We start from the raw sequence: 22,257 nt of genomic DNA on the forward strand, positions 1-22,257 counted from the left end.
ACCTGTGTGGGAGGGGGCTTGCCCCCGATGGCAGTGGCTCAGTTACAGATACTGAGACTGACACACCGCCATTGGGGGCAAGCCCCCTCCCACATTGGGATCATCGCAAGGCTTATGTTCAGGCCAGCCCAGCCTCGACCAGCAGCGCTTCTAACCCCATCAAATCCGGCACCTTCGCCACATGTTCCCCCACTTGCACCGCCGCCAGCTCCAACGCGCACAGTGGCACATCCACATAACTCAACTGGCTATCGAGCTTGTATGAACGTGGAATCCCCTGGATCACCATCGCAATGAACTTCAATGACGGCCGCCCGCCCAGGGCGTTCAGCACGACGATGCGCGAACGCTCGCCGGTCACGCTGGCTTCGCCGCAGGCTGCTTCGAAGCTGATCAGCGGCAATTGCCGGTCCCGCCAGGTCACTTGCCGCAGATACCAGGGCGGTGCGTCGCTGGCCGGTTCGCCGCGCTGGAAGTCGATCAGTTCAGCGATGGCGACGTTGGGCAGCACCAAGTGGCGGTCGGCCAGGGGCAGGAGCAGGCCGGTGAGTTGGCTGGTGCGGTGATCAAGCATGGGACTGGCTCCAATAGGCGATACTTTCCAGCAGCACCGACTCCTGATACGGCTTGCCGAGGTAGTCGTTGACGCCGATGGCCATGGCGCGGTCGCGGTGTTTCTGGCCGGTGCGGGAGGTGATCATGATGATCGGCAGGCGCATCAGCCGTGGGTCGTTGCGCACCCGGATGGCCACTTCGAAACCGTCCATGCGCGGCATTTCGATGTCCAGCAGCATCAGGTCCGGGGTGTGTTCTTCCAGCACGGCCATGGCGTCGATACCGTCTTTGGCGGTGAGCACGTTCATGCCGTTGCGTTCGAGCAGGCGGCTGGTGACTTTGCGCACGGTGACCGAGTCGTCCACCACCAGCACCAGCAGCGGGCGCTTTTTCAGCGGGACGTTGAGCAGCAGCGGGACGTCCACCACCTGGGCCGGCAACGCCGGTTGCCGGGCGCGGATGTGGGCGAGCAGGTCGATGATCAAGACCACCCGGCCATCGCCGAGAATGGTCGCCCCGGAGAGCCCCTTCACCCCGGCAAACTGCGGCCCCAAGCCCTTGACCACGATCTCCCGGGTGCCCGCCATGCTGTCCACCTGCACCGCCACGTGCCGTTCGTTGTACTGCACCAGCAGCACCGGCAACGGCTGGTACAGGCCCAGCAGTTTCGGGCGGGCGACGGTGTGCAGCAGGTCGCCGAGGTAAAACAGCTCATAGCGCTGGCCGGCGTATTCATACCGCGGCGGGTCCAGTTGATAGTGCCCTTCCAGCTCATGGGGCAGCACGCGCACCAGGCCTTCGATGGTGTTGAGCGGGATCGCGTATTGATCGTCCGCGCACTGCACCATCAGCGCGCGGTTGACCGAAACGGTGAACGGCAGGCGAATACGAAAATGCACGCCCGCCCCCGACGTCGAATCGATCGACATCGAGCCGCCGAGCTGGCGCACTTCTTCATGCACCACGTCCATGCCCACGCCACGCCCGGAAATCTGGGTGATCTTTTCCGCCGTGGAGAACCCCGGCTGCAGGATGAACTGCAACACGTCGCGGTCGCTGATCTCTTGATCCGGAGCGAGCAAGCCGCGCTTGATCGCCTTGCGCCGCACCGCCTCAAGGGGCACGCCGGCGCCGTCGTCGCGCAGATCGAAGACGATATCGCCGCCTTCGTGGGTCAGGTCCAGGGTGACCCGGCCCTTCTCGGGTTTGCCGGCCAGCAGCCGCGCCTCGCGGGATTCCAGGCCGTGATCGACGGCGTTGCGCAGCATATGTTCCAGCGGCGCGACCATGCGTTCCAGCACGTTGCGGTCCATCTCGCCCTCGGCGTTGCCGACCACGAATTCCACGTCCTTACCCAACTCCTGGGCGACCTGGCGCACGATGCGCTTGAGGCGCGGCAGCATGCGTTCAAAGGGCACCATGCGCGTGCGCATCAGGCCTTCCTGCAATTCGGTGTTGATGCGCGCCTGTTGCTGCAACAGGTCGTGCGCATCCTGGTTGCGGCGCTCAAGGGTTTCCTTGAGGTCGAGCACGTCGGAGGCGGACTCGAACAGTGCGCGGGACAGTTGCTGCAACTGTGAATGGCGGTCCATTTCCAGCGGGTCGAATTCTTCGTAGTCCAGGCGCTCGGCTTCGGCCTGCTGACGGCTGAAGAGGCGGCCCTGGGTTTCGGTGTCGAGCCGGCGCAGTTGGTCGCGCATGCGCTCGAGGGTGGTCTCCATCTCGTTGAGGGCAACCTGCGCGTCGTTGACCTGCTGTTCGATCCGGCCACGGAAGATCGAGGTTTCGCCGGCCAGGTTAACCAGATCGTCCAGCAGGTCGGCGGAGATTTTCACCATGTCGGCGGTCGGGTCGCTGGCTGTTTCGGCCTTGCCCGTCACTAATGCCACCGGCACCACCGGCTCTTTGCTCGGGTGGACCAGGCTTTTGATGCGCTCGATGAGTTTGTCCACCGAACCCACCGGCAAGCCCGCCGCCACCGCGTCGATCATTTGCGCCAGGCGGTCGTGACAGCCTTGCAGCAAGGCGAACAACTCGGGGGACGCCACGAGCAAACCGGAGGACAAGCCTTCGTAGAGAAACTCCAGCTCATGGGCCAGATCGCCGATCGGGCCGATCTCGACCATGCGCGCACCGCCCTTGAGGGTGTGCAGGTCGCGCAGCAGGGTTTCGACTTCCTGGCGGTTGTTGGGCTCAGCTTGCCAGCGCAGCAACGCCGCCCCCGAGCTGTCGAGAATGTCGGCGGCTTCTTCGAGGAAGATATCCAGCAATTCCGGGTCGATGCCCAAAGTCTGCGCAGCAGCGGCCTGCGCCGCGGGCGGGCTGCTGTGGCGCAATCCCCGGACGCTGGCGATCAATTCGCTAGAGTCGCTCAACGGCTGATGCTGTTGCAGTTGGTCCAACTGCAACGCCAAGTGCTCATGGCTGGCCATCAGCACCTGGGACAGCTCATGGGAATAGCTGTAGCGGCGGTCCACCAGGCCTTCGTAAAGGCCTTCCAGCTCGTAGGCCAGGTCGCCAACAGGCCCGATCTCGGCCATACGTGCGCCGCCCTTGAGGGTGTGCATGTCGCGCTGCAACGAGGTTAACGGCGCCACGCCCTCGGGTTCCAGCAGCCAGCGTTTGAGGGACTGCCCGGCGCTGTCGAGGATATCCACGGCTTCTTCGAGGAAGATCTCGACGATCTCATCATCCACCACCGCGTGCCGGTCCAGCCGGGCCGTCGCGGCGCCCAGTTCGGAGATGCTCAGCGCACGGCTGCCGTCGCTTTTGATCAGGCCGGTGGCGGACGGGTCGAGGGCGCCATCCAGCAGCTCGCGCAAGGCTTGCATGCGCGCCGGGGCCGGGCTGATTTCCTGGCCGGCAGCCAGTTCGTCGAGCATGTTGATCAGCGCTTCGTGGGCCTGTTCGGCCTCCTGGAAAAACTGCTCGCTGACCGCCAGGCTGCTTTCTTCCACGGCGCCGTACAGGTCAAGCAAGGCTTCGCAGAGTTCGTCGATGGCGTGCAGGTCGGCGAGGTGCGCGCCCTGCCCTAGCGTGGTCAATTCATCCAGCAACGCGGTCAGTTCCTGGCGTTCGCCAGGGTGTTGTTGCCAGCGGCGCAGCAGGCTTTCGGCGTCGAGCAGAATGTCCATGCCCTGGGCCAGGAAGTTGGTGATCAGGTGCGGATCACGCTTGATCCGCAGGCCGGTGCTCGGCGCGTCGAGCTGGGCTTGAAGCTGATGATCGAGCAGGCTTTGGGTGCGGTCGATCAGGTCGGCGGCACCTTTGATCGGTACCAGCGGGTCGCCGTTCAACTGGCGCAAGCCACGTTGGAACAGATCCTCGGCCTCCAGCAGCAGCTCTACTTCATCCAGGTCCAGCGGCAGGCGGTGGGCCTTGTACTCGCGGGTCAGGTGATCGAGCGGGCGCGCCAGTTCGGCGATCGGCAGCACGCCGGCCATATAGGCGCTGCCTTTGAGGGTGTGCAAGGCGCGTTGCAACTCATCGCTGACTTGCAGCGGCACATGCTCGGCGGCTTGGCGCAGGAAGTGGTTGAGGCTGTCGAGGTGGCTCTGGGCTTCGTTGCGGAAGATCTCCAGCAGCATCGGGTCATGGGGTTCGGCGGCCGGCACGGCGGTACCGCTGGCCAAGGCGTGGGCGCGCGCGGCCAGGGCGTCGACCGCATCCCGTTGGCGCTGGGCGCCGGCGGCGAAGTCGGCGATCAATTCCGGCAGCAGGGCCACCGCATCATCCAGCACGTGTTGCACCTCGGGGCCGGCGGCCACGCTGCATTCCAGCACGCGATTGAGCAGGTTCTCCACGGCCCAGGCCAGTTCCGCCAGCACCAGGGCGCGCACCATGCGGCCACTGCCTTTGAGGGTGTGGAAGGCACGGCGCATTTCGCCGAGGGCGGTTTTATCGACGCCGCTCGGCAGATGGTGGTGCAGCACCTCAAGGACTTCGGCGGTTTCTTCGAGGAACACTTCACGCAGTTCGTCGTCGATCGGCTCTTCACCGGCTGGCGGCGGCAGCAGGCTGCCGGGGCGTTGCAGGGCGGGCGGGTTCAAGCGCGAAGCAGGATTGGCCAGCGCGTCGAACTGGGATTGGCTCGGCGCGATCTCCGTCGACAACGCGCCGTCCGGCGCCACCAGCGCCTGGCGCCAGGGCTTTTCGGCCGGCAGGTAACCCAGCGCGGCCAGGCCCTCGGTGGCCAACTCCAACACCCGTTCGCCAGCGGCGTCGGGGTCTTGGAGCATGCGTTCCAGGTAGTACTCCAGGCCGCTGATCACGTCGGCGAAATGCGCCAACTGCTCTTCGGACGGCACTGCGTCGTTGATCATCAGTTGTTCATCGACGTAATCGGTGCAACCGCGCATCAGGCTCGCTGCGCGTGGCAGTGGAATCATCGCCAGGGCGCCGCGCACCTGGCTCAACAGTTCCGGCAGGGATTCCAGGCGCTGGCGCTCCCACTGGGCGTCGATACAGTCGATCACCAACTCTTTGGCTTGCTTGAGGCACTGGCAGGACTCGCGGATCACCAACTGATGAATCTGCGTCAGGTCGGTGGTGGGCAGGCGGCTTTCTTCACGGCCTTGCGGCTCGACCGTGCCGACCATCCCGGCCAACGTCGCTTCGACGTAGAGCAAGGCGCCGGCGACATCCATCAGCACTGCATCGTTGGGTTCGCGCTGGCCCTGGGCCAGGCTCAACACCACGGCAAGCTGGTCGATGATGACTTTGCGCGGCTGCCCAAAGCCCAGCACCGCGAGGGTGTCGGCGATTTGCCGCAGCGGCGCCAGCAGCGCTTCGAGGTCGCTGGTGTGTTGACGGTCGCTGCGCACGAACAGGTCGAGGCGTTCCTTGACCCGCACCAGCTCTTCGCACAACGCGCCGAGCACCGAGCCCATGGCATTGCGGTCCGGCCCGGCCAGGCGCGCGCGTTCGGCATCGACCACGGCGCTGTCGGGCAAGGCTTCATCGAGGCCGTAGCGTTCTTTCAGGCTTTGCATGCGCGGCGTTGGCCGGGTGACTTTGGCGACGTAGAACAGCAGGCTCTTGAGCAGTTCATCCGGCGCCGGCTGGTTGATGCCGCCAATGCCCTGGGCGAGCAGGCGCTTGAGTTGTTTGTCGCTGGCCTTGAGCAGGCTGCGCAGCGCCGGGCTGTTGGCGATCACGCCGGTCAGCATGCCCTCGACCAGCGCCGAGGTGACTTGCCACAGCGGCAACAGCGGCGCGCCCTGGCACAGCGCTTCGAGGCGGGCGAACACCCGCGCCATGTCCTCCAGGTTGCTCGGGCCGTGATCTTCGCGCAGCAACCCGGCCAGGGCTTGTTGCAGCAGCAGATGCCACTGGCGCAACTGATCGCTCAGGTCGGGCGGCGCGCGTTGCGCCAGCGTCTCCTCGGGCAACGGCGCAATCGACAGCAATTGCGGGCTGAACAGGCTGGTTTCCGACAACAGGCTTTCACCGCGCGCACTGCGCAGGTCGTTGAGCAGTGGCAACACCACCAGCGGCAAGTCGCGGCGGGCACTGTGGATGCGGTCCAGGTACAGCGGCAATTGCCCGAGGGCCTGTTGCAGCAGGCGGATACTTTCATCGCGCTGGCTGACGCGCCCGGCCTGCAGGGCCAGGACCAGGGCTTCGATTTCTTCGGCGAGCAGCGCCGCACCGTAGAACTCGACCATTTGCAACGCGCCATGCACCTGGTGAATGCACGCCAGGCAGTCGCCGAGGGTCTCGTTGTCAGTGGTTTCGACAAACGCGTCCAGCGCCGAACGGGCCTGTTTCAGGGTTTCGGCAATGTCGCCCTTGACCCATTCGAGGGCCACGTAGTCGTGCCGATCAACCATAACTGCTCCGCTTAGAATTCATGAGTTGCTGGTGTTCTTGAAACAAAGAGAGAGATCACATGTGGGAGGGAGCTTGCTCCCGATGGCAGTGGGTCAGTCAATGAATCAGGTGACTGATACACCGTCATCGGGAGCAAGCTCCCTCCCACATTTGGATTGCATTTCAATCATCAGCCTGCTTGGGCGCCGGGAGGGTGAAGCCCGATACTGAGCGGCGCAACTGGCTGGCCATTTTCGCCAGGTTGCCGATGCTCTCGGCGGTGGCGGTCGAGCCCGACGACGTCTGGGTGGTGATTTGCTGGATCACGTTCATGGTCAGCGAGATCTGCCCCGCCGACGACGTCTGTTGCTGCGCCGCGTTGGAGATACTCTGGATCAGCGCCGCCAGGGTTTTCGACACGCCTTCGATCTCTTCCAGCGCCACCCCGGCGTCCTGGGCCAGCCGCGCACCCCGCACCACTTCGGTGGTGGTCTGTTCCATGGAGATGACCGCTTCGTTGGTGTCGGCCTGGATCGCCCGCACCAGGGTTTCAATCTGCCGCGTGGCCGCCGACGAGCGCTCGGCCAGGCGTTGCACTTCATCGGCCACCACCGCAAAGCCGCGTCCGGCATCCCCGGCCATGCTCGCCTGGATCGCGGCGTTGAGCGCGAGGATGTTGGTTTGGTCGGCGATGTCATCGATCAGGCTGACGATGTCACCGATCTCCTGGGACGACTCGCCCAGGCGCTTGATGCGCTTGGCGGTGTCCTGGATCTGTTCGCGAATGTTGTCCATGCCGTGGATGGTGTTGTGCACCACTTCATTGCCCTTGTTGGCGATTTCCACCGAGCGCTCGGCCACCGCCGAGGACTCAGCGGCGTTCGCCGACACCTGGTCGATGGACTGGGCCATCTGTTCGATCGCGGTGGAGGCCTCGGCGATCTGCTGGGCCTGGTGCTCCGAGGCCTGCGCCAGGTGCATGGCGGTGGCCTGGGTGTCCTGCACCGCGCCGGCGACCTGGCCGGCGGTGAGGTTGATGGTGGCGACGAGGTCGCGCAGTTGGTCCACGGAATAGTTGATGGAGTCGGCGATGGTGCCGGTGAAGTCCTCGGTCACCGAGGCGGTGACGGTGAGGTCGCCGTCGGCGAGGTCCTCGATTTCATCCAGCAGGCGCATGATCGCGTTCTGGTTGCGCTCGTTCTTCTCGGCGGTTTCCCGCAGTTGCTGGTTGGTGGCGCGGACCATCACCAGGCCGATCAGGATGATCGAGGCCAGCGCCAGCAAGCCCAGCACATAGCCGCCGATCGTGTCGAAACTGCGCCCGCTGGCCAGGTTTTCAAAGCCGGTGGCCAGGAGCGAGGCTTCATCGAGCAGGGTTTGCGAGAGGTTGAAAATATTGTTCGCCGAGGCGCGGACCTGGAACAGTTGCGGCGAGGTTTCGAGGATCTCGTCCACGGAGCCTGAGACAAACTCGAACAGCTCGGCGATTTCTGTCAGGCGCGCCCGCGCATCGTGGTCCTCGACCTGGGTGATGCGCAGCCCGGGGTTGCCCTGGAGCATGCCGGTGAGCACCTGGCCGAAGCGGTTGGCATCGCGGCCAAAGGCATCGGCAGCCTGCACGGCAGTTTCGTCACCGGCCAGTACGGTGTTGACCGCCCCCAGGATACGCTCGGCCAGCAACGACTGACGCTGGGCCAGGGCCACCTGGCTGGCCGGGGCGCCGCGTTGCAGCAGGATATCCACGACCTTTTCCGATTCCATTTGCAGTTGCGGCACGGTTTCGGCCAGGGTCGCGGCAACTTGATGCAACGACAGCACGGTCTGTTCGCTGGCGAGGATCGCGTCGGTATTTTTCAGCAGCGCTTCCCAATCGGTCTGCACCGCCCGCATCTCTGTACGTACCGCACTCGGCGCGGCGGGCAGGCCGGTGTCCGGGTCGCCCTTCTTCAGGTAACCCCAGCGCCGGGCAAAGTCATTGCGCGCCTCCGCCAGCAACTTGAACGCGGCGGCCTTGCCGGCGGCCGCTTCGGTGGCGTTCTTGGCGATACGCTGGGACAGCACCCGCAACTCACCGGCGTGGCCGATGTACTGCTTGTCGTAGGTGGACTGGGTGTTGAGGTACGCGAAGTTGGCGAACAGCAACATGATGAATATGATCAGCGCAATAAACAGCACGATGATCTGCGAGCGGCTGCGCGAGACCGCCTGGGGTTTGGGCGTGGTAGCAGTGGTCATGCGGCAACATCCATGAAGCCAGGGGCCTGCGCCAGAGCGAAGGGGCTGAAGACCTGCCAGCGCTGATCAGCGTCGAACTGGCCGCGGATAAAGGACGCGCAGGCGGGGGCGCTGGGCAACAATGCGTCTTGTGCGAAATGCTGCATACCCACCACCTCGTCCACCAACAGCCCGATAAATATGTCTTGGTATTCCACGACCAATACCCGCCGTTGCTTACCTGTCTTGGGCAGCACATGGCCGAGGAAACCGCCGAGATCCATCACCGGCAGCAGGCGCCCACGCAGGTTAGCGACTCCTCTGATCCAGGTCTTGACCCCGGGCATTAAAGTGCAGCGCGGCTCATGCAGCACTTCGGCGACTTCGCCCATGGGCGCGACAAACCACTGTTCGCCCACGCGAAAGCCGATCCCGCTCCAGCCTTGCAGGCGGGTTTCCTGGGATGGCAGGTCGGCGGCCAGCAGGCGACAGCGGCGGTCGATGTCCAGCAGCAGCTCGAAGGCGGTCTGTGACTCGGTCATGATGGCGTGCCGTCAGCCGGCCAACACCTTGTTCAGGGTGGCGATCAGGGTTTCTTCGTCCACCGGCTTAGTCAGGTAATCCCTGGCGCCCTGGCGCTCGCCCCAGATCTTGTCGGTTTCCTGATCCTTGGTGGTAATGATGATGATCGGTATCGAGTTGATGCTCGGATCGTTGTGCTTGCTCAACTGGCGCGTGGCCTGGAAGCCGTTGAGGCCCGGCATGACGATATCCATCAACACCGCATCGGGCTTCTCCCGGGACGCAAGTGCCACGCCGTCGGCGCCATTTTCGGCCTTGAGGACCTGGTGCCCGTGCTTTTCCAGCATGCCGCTCAGCTTGTACATTTCGGTCGGCGAATCGTCGACGATCAGAACACGTGCCATGGTTTTCCCCACTACATTGGTAGACGCACGCCCTTGTGAGGTTGCGTCAGTGTGCTTGTTCTACTGCGGCGAAACCGGGCACGTAGGCCTTGATCGCACTCAGCAGTTCTTCCTTGCTGAAAGGCTTGGTCAAAAACTGATCGACACCGACGATGCGCCCCTTGGCCTTGTCGAACAGGCCGTCCTTGGAGGACAGCATGATCACCGGGATCGACTTGAACGCCGGGTTGTTCTTCACCAGGGCGCAAGTCTGATAGCCATCCAGGCGCGGCATCATGATGTCGACAAAGATAATGTGCGGGTGATGATCCACAATCCGGGCCAGGGCATCGAAACCATCGATGGCCGTGATGACATCGCACCCCACGTTCTTCAACAGGGTCTCGGCGGTGCGGCGGATCGTTTTCGAATCGTCGATCACCATCACTCTCAAGGCGTTGGAATGCTGTTCCATATCTGCTCTACCATCGCCACAGCGAATCGGTTTTCGGTGTGTACTGCCTGATACTGCCCAGAATGAGCGCCAGAAGCCTTGGAATTCAAGGGCCACTGCACCGTGGCAGTCTTTTTAGCACAGTCTCGTGGAGCAATCTATCGAGCGGCCCGCTAGGTGGTTTTTCCTTGACCCACAACAGCCGCAGCGCCACTCTGACGCCACTTTTATGCGCCCTAATTTGCTAGAGGAAATCCCCCATGAGCGTTCGCGTCGGCATTGTCATGGACCCTATCGCCAGCATTTCCTATAAAAAGGACAGCTCGCTGGCCATGCTCCTGGCCGCCCAGGCCCGCGGCTGGAGCCTGTTCTATATGGAACAGCGTGATCTTTACCAGGGCGACGGCCAGGCGCGTGCGCGGATGCGTCCGCTCGAGGTGTTTGCCAACCCTGAAAAGTGGTTCGAGCTGCAAGACGAAATCGACAGCCCCCTGAGCGACCTGGACGTGATCCTGATGCGCAAGGACCCGCCGTTCGACATGGAGTTCGTCTACTCCACCTACCTGCTCGAGCAGGCCGAGCGCGCCGGCGTGCTGATCGTCAACAAGCCGCAGAGCCTGCGCGACTGCAATGAAAAGCTGTTCGCCACGCTCTTCCCGCACTGCACGCCACCGACCGTGGTCAGCCGCCGCGCCGATGTGCTGCGTGAATTCGCCGCCAAACACGGCGATGTGATCCTCAAGCCGCTGGACGGCATGGGCGGCACCTCGATCTTCCGCCACCGCGCCGGCGACCCGAACCTGTCGGTGATCCTGGAAACCCTGACCGCCCTGGGCACCCAGCAGATCATGGGCCAGGCTTATCTGCCGGCGATCAAGGACGGCGACAAGCGCATCCTGATGATCGACGGCGAACCGGTGGATTATTGCCTGGCGCGCATCCCGGCAGCCGGCGAGACCCGTGGCAACCTGGCGGCCGGCGGGCGTGGCGAAGCCCGGCCTTTGTCGGACAAGGACCGCTGGATTGCCTCCCAAGTCGGCCCGACGCTGCGGGAAAAAGGTTTGCTGTTTGTAGGCCTCGACGTAATTGGTGAACACCTCACCGAAATCAACGTCACCAGCCCGACCTGTATTCGCGAGATCGACAATGCATTTGGCACGAACATCGGCGAAATGCTGATGGCCGCGATTGAACGCAAGCTACAAGCCAAGTGACATAGAACAGCCGGACAGCCACCAACATTGCGTTATCATGCGCCACCTGTGAAACGCGCGATGTTGGTTTTCTTGTCATGACGCTCCCGTCCGATCTGCCCTTCGAACCCTCCCCAAGCGGCGTGCGCCCGGCTGATCGGCTCGGTTTTACCCTGTTTCTCGCGGCATTGATTCACCTGGTGCTGATTCTCGGCGTGGGTTTCACCCTGGTCGAACCCAAGCAAATCACCAAGACCCTGGAAATTACCCTCGCCACGTTCAAGAGCGAAAAGAAGCCCGAGAAGGCCGATTTTCTCGCCCAGGACAATCAGCAAGGCAGCGGCACGCTGGACAAGAAAGCCGTGCCCAAGACCACCGAAGTGGCGCCGTTCCAGGACAACAAGGTCAATAAAGTCACCCCGCCGCCGGCCGCCAAGCCCGAAGTCAAGCAGACCGCGCCCAAGCCCGTGGTGACCACCGTCGCGCCGAAACCGCAAAAAGCCCCGACCCAACGCGAAAAATCCAAGACCGAGCCGCAACCCGAGCCCGTCAAGCCGGCGCCGACCTTCGACAGTTCGCAGCTCTCCGACCAGATTTCCAGCCTTGAAGCCGAACTGGCCAATGAGCAACAGCTCTACGCCAAGCGCCCGCGCATCTACCGCCTGAACGCTGCGTCCACCATGCGCGACAAAGGCGCCTGGTATAAGGATGAGTGGCGCAAGAAGGTCGAACGCATCGGCAACCTCAACTACCCGGACGAAGCGCGCCGCCAACAGATTTACGGCAATTTGCGCTTGTTGGTGTCGATCAACCGCGACGGCACGTTATATGAAGTGCAGGTGCTCGAATCGTCCGGCCAACCGTTGCTGGACCAGGCCGCCCAGCGCATCGTGCGCCTGGCCGCGCCCTTCGCCCCGTTTACCGGCGACTTGAATGACGTGGACCGCCTGGAAATCATCCGCACCTGGCGGTTTGCCAAGGGCGATCGCCTGTCCAGCAATTGATAACCCCAATCAACACCAATCACTGTAGGAGCGAGCTTGCTCGCGAAAAACCTCAACGATAACGAAGCGCTCCAGGCAGAACCGCGTCGTTTTCAAGTTTTTCGCGAGCAAGCTCGCTCCTACAGAAAAGCCGACGGCGCTGTATTCGGATCACTCCCAGCTTGTCAGTTCGCCCCTCCAACGCCACACTAGCGGACATGAAAAATGTCAGCCCGACCTACCTCAAGCACCAATTCCTGATCGCCATGCCCCATATGGCCGACCCGAACTTTGCGCAGACCTTGACCTACATCGTCGAGCACACGGCCAATGGTGCCATGGGGTTGGTGGTGAACCGCCCGCAGGAGCTGAACCTGGCCGATATCCTTGAGCAACTGCGCCCGGAGATCGACCCGCCGGCCCGTTGCCAGGGCGTGCCGATCTATATCGGCGGGCCGGTGCAGACCGATCGCGGTTTTGTACTGCACCCAACCGGGCCGAAGTTCCAGGCCACGGTGGACCTCGACGGCGTGTCGCTGTCCACGTCCCAGGATGTGTTGTTCGCCATCGCCGACGGCGTCGGCCCCGAGCAGAGCGTGATCGCCCTCGGCTACGCCGGTTGGGAAGCCGGGCAGTTGGAGGCCGAACTGGCCAGCAACGCCTGGCTGACCTGCCCCTACGATGCCGACATTCTGTTCAACACCGCCTGCGAACTGCGCCTGGACGCAGCGGCTGCCAAGCTGCGGGTCAACCTCAGCCTGCTGACCAGCCAGGCGGGGCACGCCTGATGGCCTTGCGTCTGATCCTCGGCTTTGACTACGGCACCAAACAGATCGGCGTGGCAGTCGGCCAGGTCATCACCGGCCAGGCCCGCGAGCTGTGTACCCTCAAAGCCCAGAACGGCATACCGGACTGGAATCAGGTCGAAGCCCTGATCAAGGAGTGGAAACCCGACGCGGTGGTGGTCGGCCTGCCCTTGAACATGGACGGCACCCCCAGCGACATGTGCCTGCGCGCCGAAAAGTTCGCGCGCCGCCTCAATGGCCGCTACAACCTGCCCTTTTATACCCACGATGAGCGCCTGACGACCTTCGAGGCCAAGGGTGAGCGCCGCGACCGTGGCGGGCAGAAAGGCAGCTACCGCGACAACCCGGTGGACGCCATCGCCGCGGCCTTGCTGTTGCAGGGTTGGCTGGATGAAAACACCGCATTATTTGAATCCTGACTGACGCGGCTTGCCGCGTCTTTTTACGTTTGAGCCCGGACCTTGCAGGCAACCCCTGCCGCGCAAGGCCTTGAAGGAGCGACCATGAGCCTGCCAAACCCCGCCGAACTGATCAGCCAGATGGCGATTCGCCTCAAGGCCCACCTGAAACACCGTGCCATCAGCGAGCCGCGCTTCATCGGCATCCGCACCGGCGGCGTGTGGGTGGCCCAGGCGCTGCTGGAAGAGTTGGGCAACGAGTCGCCGTTGGGTACGCTGGATGTGTCTTTCTACCGCGACGACTTCAGCCAGAACGGCCTGCACCCGCAAGTACGCCCGTCGGCCCTGCCGTTCGAGATCGAAGGCCAGCACCTGGTGCTGATCGACGACGTACTGATGAGCGGCCGCACCATCCGCGCCGCGCTGAACGAGTTGTTCGACTACGGCCGCCCCGCCAGTGTGACCCTGGTCTGCCTGCTGGACCTGGACGCCGGCGAACTGCCGATCAGCCCGGATGTGGTCGGCGCCACCCTGTCGCTTTCAGCCCAGCAGCGGGTAAAATTGTCCGGTCCCACGCCGCTCGTACTCGAACTGCAAGACCTTGCCCTTTAAACCGCCTTGTAAAGAGTCCCCGCGATGACGCCTCTAGATGCCAAGCGCCCGCTGCAGCTCAATGCTCAGGGCCAACTGCAACACTTCTTGTCCCTCGACGGTTTGCCCCGTGAGCTGCTCACCGAAATCCTCGACACCGCCGACTCGTTCCTCGAAGTCGGTGGTCGCGCGGTTAAGAAAGTCCCGCTGCTGCGCGGCAAAACCATCTGCAACGTGTTCTTCGAGAACTCCACGCGCACCCGCACCACCTTCGAACTGGCGGCCCAGCGCCTGTCGGCCGACGTGATCACACTGAACGTGTCCACTTCGTCGGCGAGCAAGGGCGAAACCCTGCTCGACACCCTGCGCAACCTCGAAGCGATGGCAGCCGACATGTTCGTGGTACGCCACGGCGACTCCGGCGCCGCGCACTTCATCGCCGAGCACGTGTGCCCGCAGGTAGCGATCATCAACGGCGGCGACGGCCGTCACGCCCACCCGACCCAGGGCATGCTCGACATGCTCACCATCCGTCGGCACAAGGGCAGCTTTGAAAACCTCTCGGTGGCCATCGTCGGCGACATCCTGCACTCGCGGGTCGCGCGCTCGAACATGCTGGCCCTGAAAACCCTGGGCTGCCCGGATATCCGCGTGATCGCGCCGAAAACCCTGCTGCCCGTCGGCATCGAGCAGTACGGCGTGAAGGTCTACACCGACATGACCGAAGGCCTCAAGGATGTGGACGTGGTGATCATGCTGCGCCTGCAACGCGAACGCATGTCCGGTGGCCTGTTGCCGAGCGAAGGCGAGTTCTACCGCCTGTTCGGCTTGACCACCACGCGCCTGGCCGGGGCCAAGCCGGATGCCATCGTGATGCACCCGGGGCCGATCAACCGAGGGGTGGAGATTGAGTCGGCAGTGGCCGACGGCAACCAGTCGGTGATTCTCAACCAGGTGACCTACGGCATCGCCGTGCGCATGGCAGTGCTGTCCATGGCCATGAGCGGGCAAACCGCGCAACGTCAATTCGAGCAGGAGAAGGCCCAGTGAAGCTCAGCATTCTCGGCGCCCGCGTCATCGATCCGGCCAGTGGCCTGGATCAAGTCACCGATCTTCATCTGGAAGCCGGCAAGATCATCGCCATCGGCGCCGCGCCCAGCGCTTTCAATGCCACTGAAACCATCGACGCCAAGGGCCTGGTGGCCGCGCCTGGGCTGGTCGATCTGAACGTCGCCCTGCGCGAGCCGGGTTACAGCCGCAAAGGCAACATCAGCAGCGAAACCCGCGCCGCCGCCGCCGGTGGCGTCACCAGCCTGTGCTGCCCACCGCACACCAAGCCGGTGCTGGACACCTCGGCGGTGACCGAGCTGATCCTCGACCGCGCCCGCGAAGCCGGCAATTGCAAAGTGTTCCCCATCGGCGCCCTGAGCAAAGGCCTGGAAGGCGAACAACTGGCCGAACTGATCGCGCTGCGCGATGCCGGTTGCGTGGCCTTCGGCAACGGCCTGGAGAGCTTCCGCAGCACCCGCACGCTGTGCCGTGCCCTGGAATACGCGGCCACCTTCGACCTGACGGTGATCTTCCACTCCCAGGACCACGACCTGGCCGAAGGCGGCCTGGCCCATGAAGGCGCCGTGGCCAGCTTCCTCGGCCTGCCGGGCATCCCGGAGACCGCTGAAACCGTGGCCCTGGCCCGCGACCTGCTGCTGGTGGAACAAAGCGGCGTGCGTGCGCACTTCAGCCAACTGACCAGCGCCCGCGGTGTGGCCCTGATCGCCCAGGCCCAGGCCCGCGGTTTGCCGGTGACGGCAGACGTGGCGTTGTATCAGTTGATCCTGACGGACGAGGCACTGATCGACTTCTCCAGCCTGTATCACGTACAACCTCCGCTGCGCACCCGTGCCGACCGCGACGGCTTGCGTGCCGCGGTGAAGTCCGGCGTGGTGTCGGCGATCTCCAGCCATCACCAACCCCACGAGCGCGATGCCAAACTGGCACCGTTTGGCGCGACCGAGCCGGGTATCAGCAGCGTCGAGCTGTTGCTGCCGCTGGCAATGACGCTGGTAGAGGATGGCTTGTTGGACCTGCCAACGCTGCTGGCACGCCTGAGCACCGGCCCTGCCGAAGCCTTGCGCCTACCGGCGGGCAAGTTGACTGTGGGCGCCGCCGCGGATCTGGTGCTGTTCGATCCAGCCAGCTCGACGATTGCCGGTGAGCACTGGCTGTCCAAGGGCGAGAACTGCCCGTTCATCGGCCATAGCCTGCCGGCGAGCGTGCGCTACACGCTGGTAGACGGACGCATCAGCTACCGGGCCTAAAGCGGGCTCGGTAAAAAATGTGGGAGGGGGCTTGCCCCCGATGGCGGTGGACCAGTCAGCTTATCTGTAGCTGACCCACTGCTATCGGGGGCAAGCCCCCTCCCACATTAGGTTCTCTATAGAGCTTGAGAGATCAGCGCCCGCCTCTTAGCTCGGCGTTACGGATCGAAATCTGCGTATTCAACGTCCAGAAGTCATACAGCACCCCCAGCAGAAACAGGCCGCCGGTCAGCAGGTAGAGCAGGCCAGTGATCCATTTGCCCTGGTACATCCGGTGTACACCGAACACCCCGAGAAACGCCAACAGGATCCAGGCCACGTTGTATTCGATCGGGCCGGCGGTAAAACGCAGGTCGGCTTCACGGTCCATGGCCGGAATCAGGAACAAGTCGATCAGCCAGCCAATCCCCAACAAGCCCAACGTAAAAAACCAGATCGTCCCGGTGACGGGCTTGCCGTAATAGAAGCGATGCGCTCCGGTAAAACCGAAAATCCAGAGCAGGTAACCGATCACCTTGCTGTGGGTGTCTTGCTGCGAAACATCCTGTCGATAGGTGTTCATGGAGTACCTCTTTGGCTGCGATAGATAAATTTTTTCACTTTCTTTGTGACTTTTTTACATGCGCCCGACGTATGGCCGATGGTATCTTCCCTCCCCTGAAAGCCTTATGCCACCTGACTTGTGTAGGACAATTGCGGCGATTCGTCGCGCATTTCCTGAGTTTGACCCCAAGGTTCAGTCGACAAACGGCCTGAGAACGACACAAAAAGCTGTTATAAAGTTGCGCGCAAACCCATAAGAGCCACGCCTAATGCGACCATTTTTCAAGACATGGCTAACCATTTGCCTATTAATGCCACTGGCCGCCCACGCCACCAATCGTGAGCAACGACTTCCTAACGTCAACGGTTTCACCCCTAAAGTTCACAGCACGCCCAGCACGGCCAAATCCGTAAAGCCCACCGTCAGCCGCCCGACTCAACTGAGCAAGGCCCACGGTAAGGCAGCACCCGGCCTGATGGCAGGCAACACCAAGCAAAGCGCCGTGCTCAGCCGCGCCGTTAATGTGCTCGGTACACCTTATCGTTGGGGCGGCAGCAGCCCAAGTAAAGGTTTTGACTGCAGCGGCCTGGTGAAATATGCGTTCAACAACGTTGCCGCCGTGGATTTACCGCGCACCTCCAACGCCATGGCCGCCGGCCACGGGCAGAAGGTTGATCGCAAGGACTTGAAACCGGGCGACCTGCTGTTCTTCAAATTGAAGAGCCGCCAGGTTAACCACGTTGCCATCTACCTGGGCAACGACCGCTTTATCCACGCACCGCGTCGTGGCAAGTCGGTCAGCATCGATACGCTGAAGAAGCCGTTCTGGGACAAGAACTACGTGATCGCCAAGCGGGTTCTGCCGAAAGAACAGAACAACCTGCGGATCGTCCAACGCTGATCTGAAGCTGGAATACAGTACCAATGTGGGAGGGGGCTTGCCCCCCTCCCACATTTGATTTCATTGCCCACAAGATCTCATATGTCTGTCGGCACCCTCGCCTTCTCCCGCGCCTCTTCCCGGCTGATCACGCCCTCCGTGACCAACGCCTTCAAACTCATATCCAGCGTCTTCATCCCCAACGCCCCGCCGGTCTGCATCGCCGAGACCATCTGCGCCACCTTGTCTTCGCGGATCAGGTTGCGAATGGCCGGCGTGCTCAGCATGACCTCATGGGCCGCCACGCGCCCACCGCCGATCTTCTTGACCAGCACCTGGGACACCACCGCCTGCAGCGACTCCGAGAGCATCGAGCGGACCATGGGCTTTTCCCCCGCCGGGAACACGTCCACCAGGCGATCCACGGTCTTGGCCGCCGACGCGGTGTGCAAGGTGCCGAAGACCAGATGCCCGGTCTCAGCCGCCGTCAGGGCCAGGCGGATGGTTTCCAGGTCACGCAGCTCCCCCACCAGAATCACATCCGGGTCTTGCCGCAGCGCTGAGCGCAAGGCTGCCGAAAAACTCTGGGTGTCGCGATGCACCTGGCGCTGGTTGATCAGAGACCGGTTGGGTTGGTGGATAAATTCGATGGGGTCTTCCAGCGTGAGGATGTGCTGGCGCCGATGTTGGTTGAGGTGATCGACCATCGCCGCCAGGGTGGTGGACTTGCCCGACCCGGTGGGCCCGGTCACCAGCACCAGGCCGCGCGGCAACTGGGCGATACGCTGGAACACCGCGCCCAACCCGAGGCTTTCCAGGCTCTGGACCTGCGCGGGGATGCTGCGAAACACCGCGCCTATGCCGCGCGCCTGCTGGAACACGTTCACCCGGAATCGCCCCACGCCGGGCAGTTCGAAGGCGAAATCGGTTTCAAGAGATGTTTCGAAATCCTTTTGTTGATAGCGGTTGAGCAAAGGGCTGAGCAAATCGGCCACGTGAGTGGCTGACAGCGCCGGCCCATCCAGGGGCCATACCTCGCCATCCACCCGCAGCATCGGCGCCAGGCCGGCCGACAGGTGCAGGTCGGAGGCGCCTCGGTGCACGCTTTGCGTGAGTAATTCAGTGATATCCATAGGGCTTTCCATTTCCAGTAGAATGCCGCGGACTCCATATCCACGGGCGCATCCTGAATGTCGACGATAGCAGACAACATTGGCCTGGTTAGCCAGCGCATCCGCGCCGCAGCCGACGCCGTGCAACGTGACGCAAACAGCATCCACCTGCTGGCCGTGAGCAAGACCAAGCCCGCGCAAGCCGTGCGCGAAGCCTATGCCGCCGGGATGTGTGATTTCGGCGAAAACTACCTGCAGGAAGCCTTGGGCAAACAGGCCGAATTAACCGACCTGCCCTTGAGTTGGCACTTCATCGGCCCCATTCAATCGAACAAGACTCGCGCGATCGCCGAGAACTTCGCTTGGGTGCACTCCGTGGACCGTCTGAAAATTGCACAACGCCTGTCTGAACAACGCCCGGCCGACCTGCCGCCGTTGAACATCTGCATCCAGGTCAACGTCAGCGGCGAAGCCAGCAAGTCCGGCTGCACACCCGCCGACCTGCCGGCCCTGGCCCAAGCGATCAGCGCCCTGCCGCGCGTAAAACTGCGTGGCCTGATGGCGATCCCTGAGCCGACGGAAGACCGCGCCGCACAGGACGCAGCCTTCGCCACCGTCCGCGACCTGCAGGCCAGCCTGAACCTGCCGCTCGACACACTTTCCATGGGCATGAGCCACGACCTTGAGTCGGCCATCGCCCAAGGCGCCACCTGGGTGCGGATCGGTACCGCCCTGTTTGGCGCCCGCGACTACGGCCAGCCGTGAAATGGCTGACCTCCCACTGAATAAGGACCTGTCATGAGCAACACGCGTATTGCCTTTATCGGCGCCGGCAACATGGCGGCCAGCCTGATCGGCGGCCTGCGGGCCAAGGGCCTGCAAGCCCAACAGATCCGTGCCAGCGACCCCGGCGCCGAAACCCGCGCCCGCGTCAGCGCCGAGCACGGTATCGACACCTTTGCCGACAACGCCGAGGCCATCCAGGGCGTCGACGTGATCGTGTTGGCGGTCAAGCCGCAAGCCATGAAGGCCGTGTGCGAAAGCCTGCGCCCGAGCCTGCAGCCGCACCAACTGGTGGTGTCCATTGCCGCCGGCATCACCTGCGCCAGCATGACCAACTGGCTCGGCGCCCAGCCCATCGTGCGCTGCATGCCCAACACCCCGGCGCTGCTGCGCAAAGGCGTGAGCGGTTTGTATGCAACCGCCGAAGTCAGCGCCGAACAGCGCGACCAGGCTCAGACGCTGCTGTCCGCCGTAGGCCTCGCCGTGTGGCTGGAACAGGAGCAGCAACTGGACGCAGTGACCGCCGTCTCCGGCAGCGGCCCGGCGTACTTCTTCCTGCTGATCGAAGCCATGACCGCCGCCGGCGTGAAACTGGGCCTGTCCCAGGACATCGCCGAGCAACTGGCCGCGCAAACCGCCCTGGGCGCCGCGCAGATGGCCGTGTCCAGCGATGTGGATGCCGCCGAGCTGCGCCGCCGCGTGACCTCCCCCGGCGGCACCACGCAAGCCGCCATCGAATCGTTCCAGGCCGGGGGCTTCGAAGCCCTGGTGGAAAAAGCACTGGGTGCCGCGGCACATCGTTCGGCCGAGATGGCCGAGCAACTGGGCAAATAGTCGTCCCCAACCTGCAACAGGACTAGATAGGAATCGAACATGCTCGGAATCAATGACGCTGCCATTTTCATCATCCAGACCCTAGGCAGCCTGTACCTGCTGATCGTGCTGATGCGCTTTATCCTGCAATTGGTGCGGGCGAACTTCTACAACCCGCTGTGCCAGTTCGTGGTGAAGGCCACCCAGCCGTTGCTCAAGCCCTTGCGCCGGGTGATCCCTAGCCTGTTTGGGCTGGACATGTCCTCGCTGGTACTGGCGCTGCTGCTGCAGATCCTGCTGTTCGCGGTGATCCTGACGCTCAGTGGCTACCAGGCCTTGACCCTCCTGCTGTTGCCATGGGCGCTGATCGGGGTTTTCTCGCTGTTTTTAAAGATCATCTTCTGGTCGATGATCATCAGCGTGATCCTCTCGTGGGTCGCACCCGGCAGCCGCAGCCCCGGGGCCGAACTGGTCGCCCAGATCACCGAACCCGTGCTGGCGCCGTTCCGCCGCTTGATCCCCAACCTGGGCGGCCTGGATATCTCGCCGATCTTCGCGTTTATCGCGATCCAGCTCCTGCAAAGCTGGGTGATCCCGCGCCTTGCGTTCTACGCGTTCATGCCCAAAGAGCTGTTCGGGCTGATCTGATTCAACCCCGCTGGTGTGTCAGGGCCGGATAACCTCCGGCCTTTGCTTGCCGCTAGGGGCAGCGGTCTTTAGACTTACGCCTCATTTAAACGAGAGCAGGGTCGATGCCAGCTGCCTTCCCCCCCGATTCTGTTGGACTGGTCGTACCCCAAGTGGCGCACTTCAGCGAACCGCTGGCCCTGGCCTGTGGCCGTTCGCTGCCAGCCTACGACCTGATCTATGAAACCTACGGCCAGTTGAACGCCACGGCGAGCAACGCCGTGCTGATCTGCCACGCCTTGTCCGGCCATCATCATGCCGCCGGCTTCCACAGCGTCGACGAGCGCAAGCCCGGCTGGTGGGACAGCTGCATCGGCCCCGGCAAACCCATCGATACCAACAAATTCTTTGTGGTCAGCCTGAACAACCTCGGCGGCTGCAACGGCTCGACCGGCCCCAGCAGCCTCAACCCGGAAACCGGCAAGCCCTTCGGCGCCGACTTCCCGGTGCTGACCGTGGAAGACTGGGTACACAGCCAGGCGCGTCTGGCTGACCGGCTGGGCATCCGGCAATGGGCCGCCGTGATCGGCGGCAGCCTCGGCGGCATGCAGGCCCTGCAGTGGACCATCACTTACCCCGATCGCGTGCGCCATTGCCTGGCCATCGCCTCGGCCCCCAAGTTGTCGGCGCAGAACATCGCCTTCAACGAAGTGGCGCGCCAGGCGATCCTGACCGACCCGGACTTTCACGGCGGTTCGTTCCAGGAAGCGGGCGTGATCCCCAAGCGCGGCTTGATGCTGGCGCGGATGGTCGGGCATATCACTTACCTGTCCGACGACTCCATGGGCGAGAAATTCGGCCGTGGCCTCAAGAGCGAGAAGCTCAACTACGACTTCCACAGCGTCGAGTTCCAGGTGGAAAGCTACCTGCGGTATCAGGGCGAAGAGTTCTCCGGGCGGTTTGACGCCAATACCTACCTGCTGATGACCAAGGCCCTGGACTACTTCGACCCGGCGGCCAACTTCGACGACGACCTGGCGAAAACCTTCGAGGGCGCGTCGGCCAAGTTCTGCGTGATGTCGTTCACCACCGACTGGCGCTTCTCGCCAGCCCGCTCGCGGGAACTGGTGGATGCCTTGATGGCGGCGAAGAAAGACGTCTGCTACCTGGAAATCGATGCTCCGCAAGGCCACGACGCCTTCCTGATCCCGATCCCTCGTTATCTGCAGGCGTTCAGTAACTACATGAACCGCATAATTTTGTGAGAACG

At 63.1% G+C, this 22,257-nt stretch carries 20 protein-coding genes; 12 read left to right on the forward strand and 8 right to left on the reverse strand.

Going from position 1 to position 22,257, the window contains the following annotated elements; genetic code table 11:
- Window positions 1-118 precede the first annotated feature (118 nt).
- From U5A08_RS27720 to pilG, 6 genes are all read right to left on the reverse strand, one after another.
- Window positions 119-574: a chemotaxis protein CheW gene (locus tag U5A08_RS27720; RefSeq protein ID WP_247403045.1), complete on the reverse strand. Its 456-nt coding sequence runs from the start codon at window positions 572-574 to the stop codon at window positions 119-121.
- On the reverse strand, window positions 567-6,386 hold the full coding sequence (locus U5A08_RS27725) for an Hpt domain-containing protein (RefSeq protein WP_321849370.1): 5,820 nt from the start codon (window positions 6,384-6,386) through the stop codon (window positions 567-569). Before U5A08_RS27725 ends, U5A08_RS27720 begins: the two co-directional genes overlap by 8 nt.
- Window positions 6,387-6,549: 163 nt before the next feature.
- Window positions 6,550-8,601 carry a methyl-accepting chemotaxis protein gene (locus tag U5A08_RS27730; RefSeq protein WP_253399911.1) on the reverse strand — a complete coding sequence of 684 codons (2,052 nt, stop codon included), beginning with the start codon at window positions 8,599-8,601 and terminating at the stop codon, window positions 6,550-6,552.
- Window positions 8,598-9,122: a chemotaxis protein CheW gene (locus U5A08_RS27735; protein WP_247403676.1), complete on the reverse strand. Its 525-nt coding sequence runs from the start codon at window positions 9,120-9,122 to the stop codon at window positions 8,598-8,600. Before U5A08_RS27735 ends, U5A08_RS27730 begins: the two co-directional genes overlap by 4 nt.
- Window positions 9,123-9,134: 12 nt before the next feature.
- The gene (gene pilH / locus U5A08_RS27740; protein ID WP_253399913.1) at window positions 9,135-9,506 is read right to left on the reverse strand and encodes a twitching motility response regulator PilH; all 372 of its coding nucleotides are present in this window, start codon (window positions 9,504-9,506) and stop codon (window positions 9,135-9,137) included.
- Between the two features lie 46 nt (window positions 9,507-9,552).
- A complete protein-coding gene (pilG, locus tag U5A08_RS27745) occupies window positions 9,553-9,960 on the reverse strand; it encodes a twitching motility response regulator PilG (protein WP_003176671.1) in 408 nt (135 codons plus the stop codon).
- Window positions 9,961-10,199: 239 nt separating this feature from the next.
- Here pilG and gshB point away from each other — a divergent pair, with 239 nt between their 5' ends.
- The 7 genes from gshB (at window position 10,200) to U5A08_RS27780 (ending at window position 16,228) form a co-directional block, all read left to right on the forward strand.
- Window positions 10,200-11,153, forward strand: a complete 954-nt coding sequence (gene gshB / locus U5A08_RS27750; protein WP_253399915.1) for a glutathione synthase — start codon at window positions 10,200-10,202, stop codon at window positions 11,151-11,153.
- A 77-nt stretch (window positions 11,154-11,230) separates the two neighbouring features.
- A complete protein-coding gene (locus tag U5A08_RS27755) occupies window positions 11,231-12,136 on the forward strand; it encodes a TonB family protein (RefSeq protein WP_321849372.1) in 906 nt (301 codons plus the stop codon).
- Window positions 12,137-12,333: 197 nt separating this feature from the next.
- Window positions 12,334-12,903, forward strand: a complete 570-nt coding sequence (locus U5A08_RS27760; RefSeq protein WP_253399919.1) for a YqgE/AlgH family protein — start codon at window positions 12,334-12,336, stop codon at window positions 12,901-12,903.
- A complete protein-coding gene (gene ruvX / locus U5A08_RS27765; protein WP_005792259.1) occupies window positions 12,903-13,340 on the forward strand; it encodes a Holliday junction resolvase RuvX in 438 nt (145 codons plus the stop codon). Before U5A08_RS27760 ends, ruvX begins: the two co-directional genes overlap by 1 nt.
- Before the next feature lie 84 nt (window positions 13,341-13,424).
- Complete coding sequence (gene pyrR, locus U5A08_RS27770) at window positions 13,425-13,931, forward strand: bifunctional pyr operon transcriptional regulator/uracil phosphoribosyltransferase PyrR (protein WP_321849375.1); 507 nt, start codon at window positions 13,425-13,427, stop codon at window positions 13,929-13,931.
- 24 nt (window positions 13,932-13,955) lie between these two features.
- A complete protein-coding gene (locus tag U5A08_RS27775; protein ID WP_247403688.1) occupies window positions 13,956-14,960 on the forward strand; it encodes an aspartate carbamoyltransferase catalytic subunit in 1,005 nt (334 codons plus the stop codon).
- Complete coding sequence (locus U5A08_RS27780) at window positions 14,957-16,228, forward strand: dihydroorotase (protein ID WP_253399923.1); 1,272 nt, start codon at window positions 14,957-14,959, stop codon at window positions 16,226-16,228. The genes U5A08_RS27775 and U5A08_RS27780 overlap by 4 nt, the downstream gene beginning before the upstream one ends.
- 133 nt (window positions 16,229-16,361) lie before the next feature.
- Here U5A08_RS27780 and U5A08_RS27785 read toward each other — a convergent pair whose 3' ends face one another.
- Window positions 16,362-16,790, reverse strand: coding sequence for a TM2 domain-containing protein (locus U5A08_RS27785; protein WP_253399925.1), 429 nt, complete (start codon window positions 16,788-16,790; stop codon window positions 16,362-16,364).
- Between the two features lie 250 nt (window positions 16,791-17,040).
- Here U5A08_RS27785 and U5A08_RS27790 point away from each other — a divergent pair, with 250 nt between their 5' ends.
- Window positions 17,041-17,673 carry a C40 family peptidase gene (locus U5A08_RS27790; protein WP_253399927.1) on the forward strand — a complete coding sequence of 211 codons (633 nt, stop codon included), beginning with the start codon at window positions 17,041-17,043 and terminating at the stop codon, window positions 17,671-17,673.
- A 77-nt stretch (window positions 17,674-17,750) separates the two neighbouring features.
- On the opposite strand, the gene U5A08_RS27795 is transcribed toward U5A08_RS27790, so the two are convergent.
- Window positions 17,751-18,785 carry a type IV pilus twitching motility protein PilT gene (locus tag U5A08_RS27795; RefSeq protein WP_321849379.1) on the reverse strand — a complete coding sequence of 345 codons (1,035 nt, stop codon included), beginning with the start codon at window positions 18,783-18,785 and terminating at the stop codon, window positions 17,751-17,753.
- A gap of 57 nt (window positions 18,786-18,842) precedes the next feature.
- Here U5A08_RS27795 and U5A08_RS27800 point away from each other — a divergent pair, with 57 nt between their 5' ends.
- The 4 genes from U5A08_RS27800 to metX all read left to right on the forward strand — a co-directional run bounded on the left by U5A08_RS27800 (window position 18,843) and on the right by metX (window position 22,252).
- Window positions 18,843-19,529 carry a YggS family pyridoxal phosphate-dependent enzyme gene (locus U5A08_RS27800; protein ID WP_253399929.1) on the forward strand — a complete coding sequence of 229 codons (687 nt, stop codon included), beginning with the start codon at window positions 18,843-18,845 and terminating at the stop codon, window positions 19,527-19,529.
- A 33-nt stretch (window positions 19,530-19,562) separates the two neighbouring features.
- A complete protein-coding gene (gene proC, locus U5A08_RS27805; RefSeq protein WP_321849381.1) occupies window positions 19,563-20,381 on the forward strand; it encodes a pyrroline-5-carboxylate reductase in 819 nt (272 codons plus the stop codon).
- 39 nt (window positions 20,382-20,420) lie between these two features.
- Entirely contained in the window at window positions 20,421-21,008 is a 588-nt protein-coding gene (locus tag U5A08_RS27810; protein WP_247407939.1) for a YggT family protein, read from the forward strand.
- Between the two features lie 104 nt (window positions 21,009-21,112).
- A complete protein-coding gene (metX, locus tag U5A08_RS27815) occupies window positions 21,113-22,252 on the forward strand; it encodes a homoserine O-succinyltransferase MetX (RefSeq protein WP_321849384.1) in 1,140 nt (379 codons plus the stop codon).
- Window positions 22,253-22,257 lie beyond the last annotated feature (5 nt).

The organism is Pseudomonas paraveronii (assembly GCF_963681955.1).
Lineage (GTDB): Bacteria > Pseudomonadota > Gammaproteobacteria > Pseudomonadales > Pseudomonadaceae > Aquipseudomonas > Aquipseudomonas paraveronii.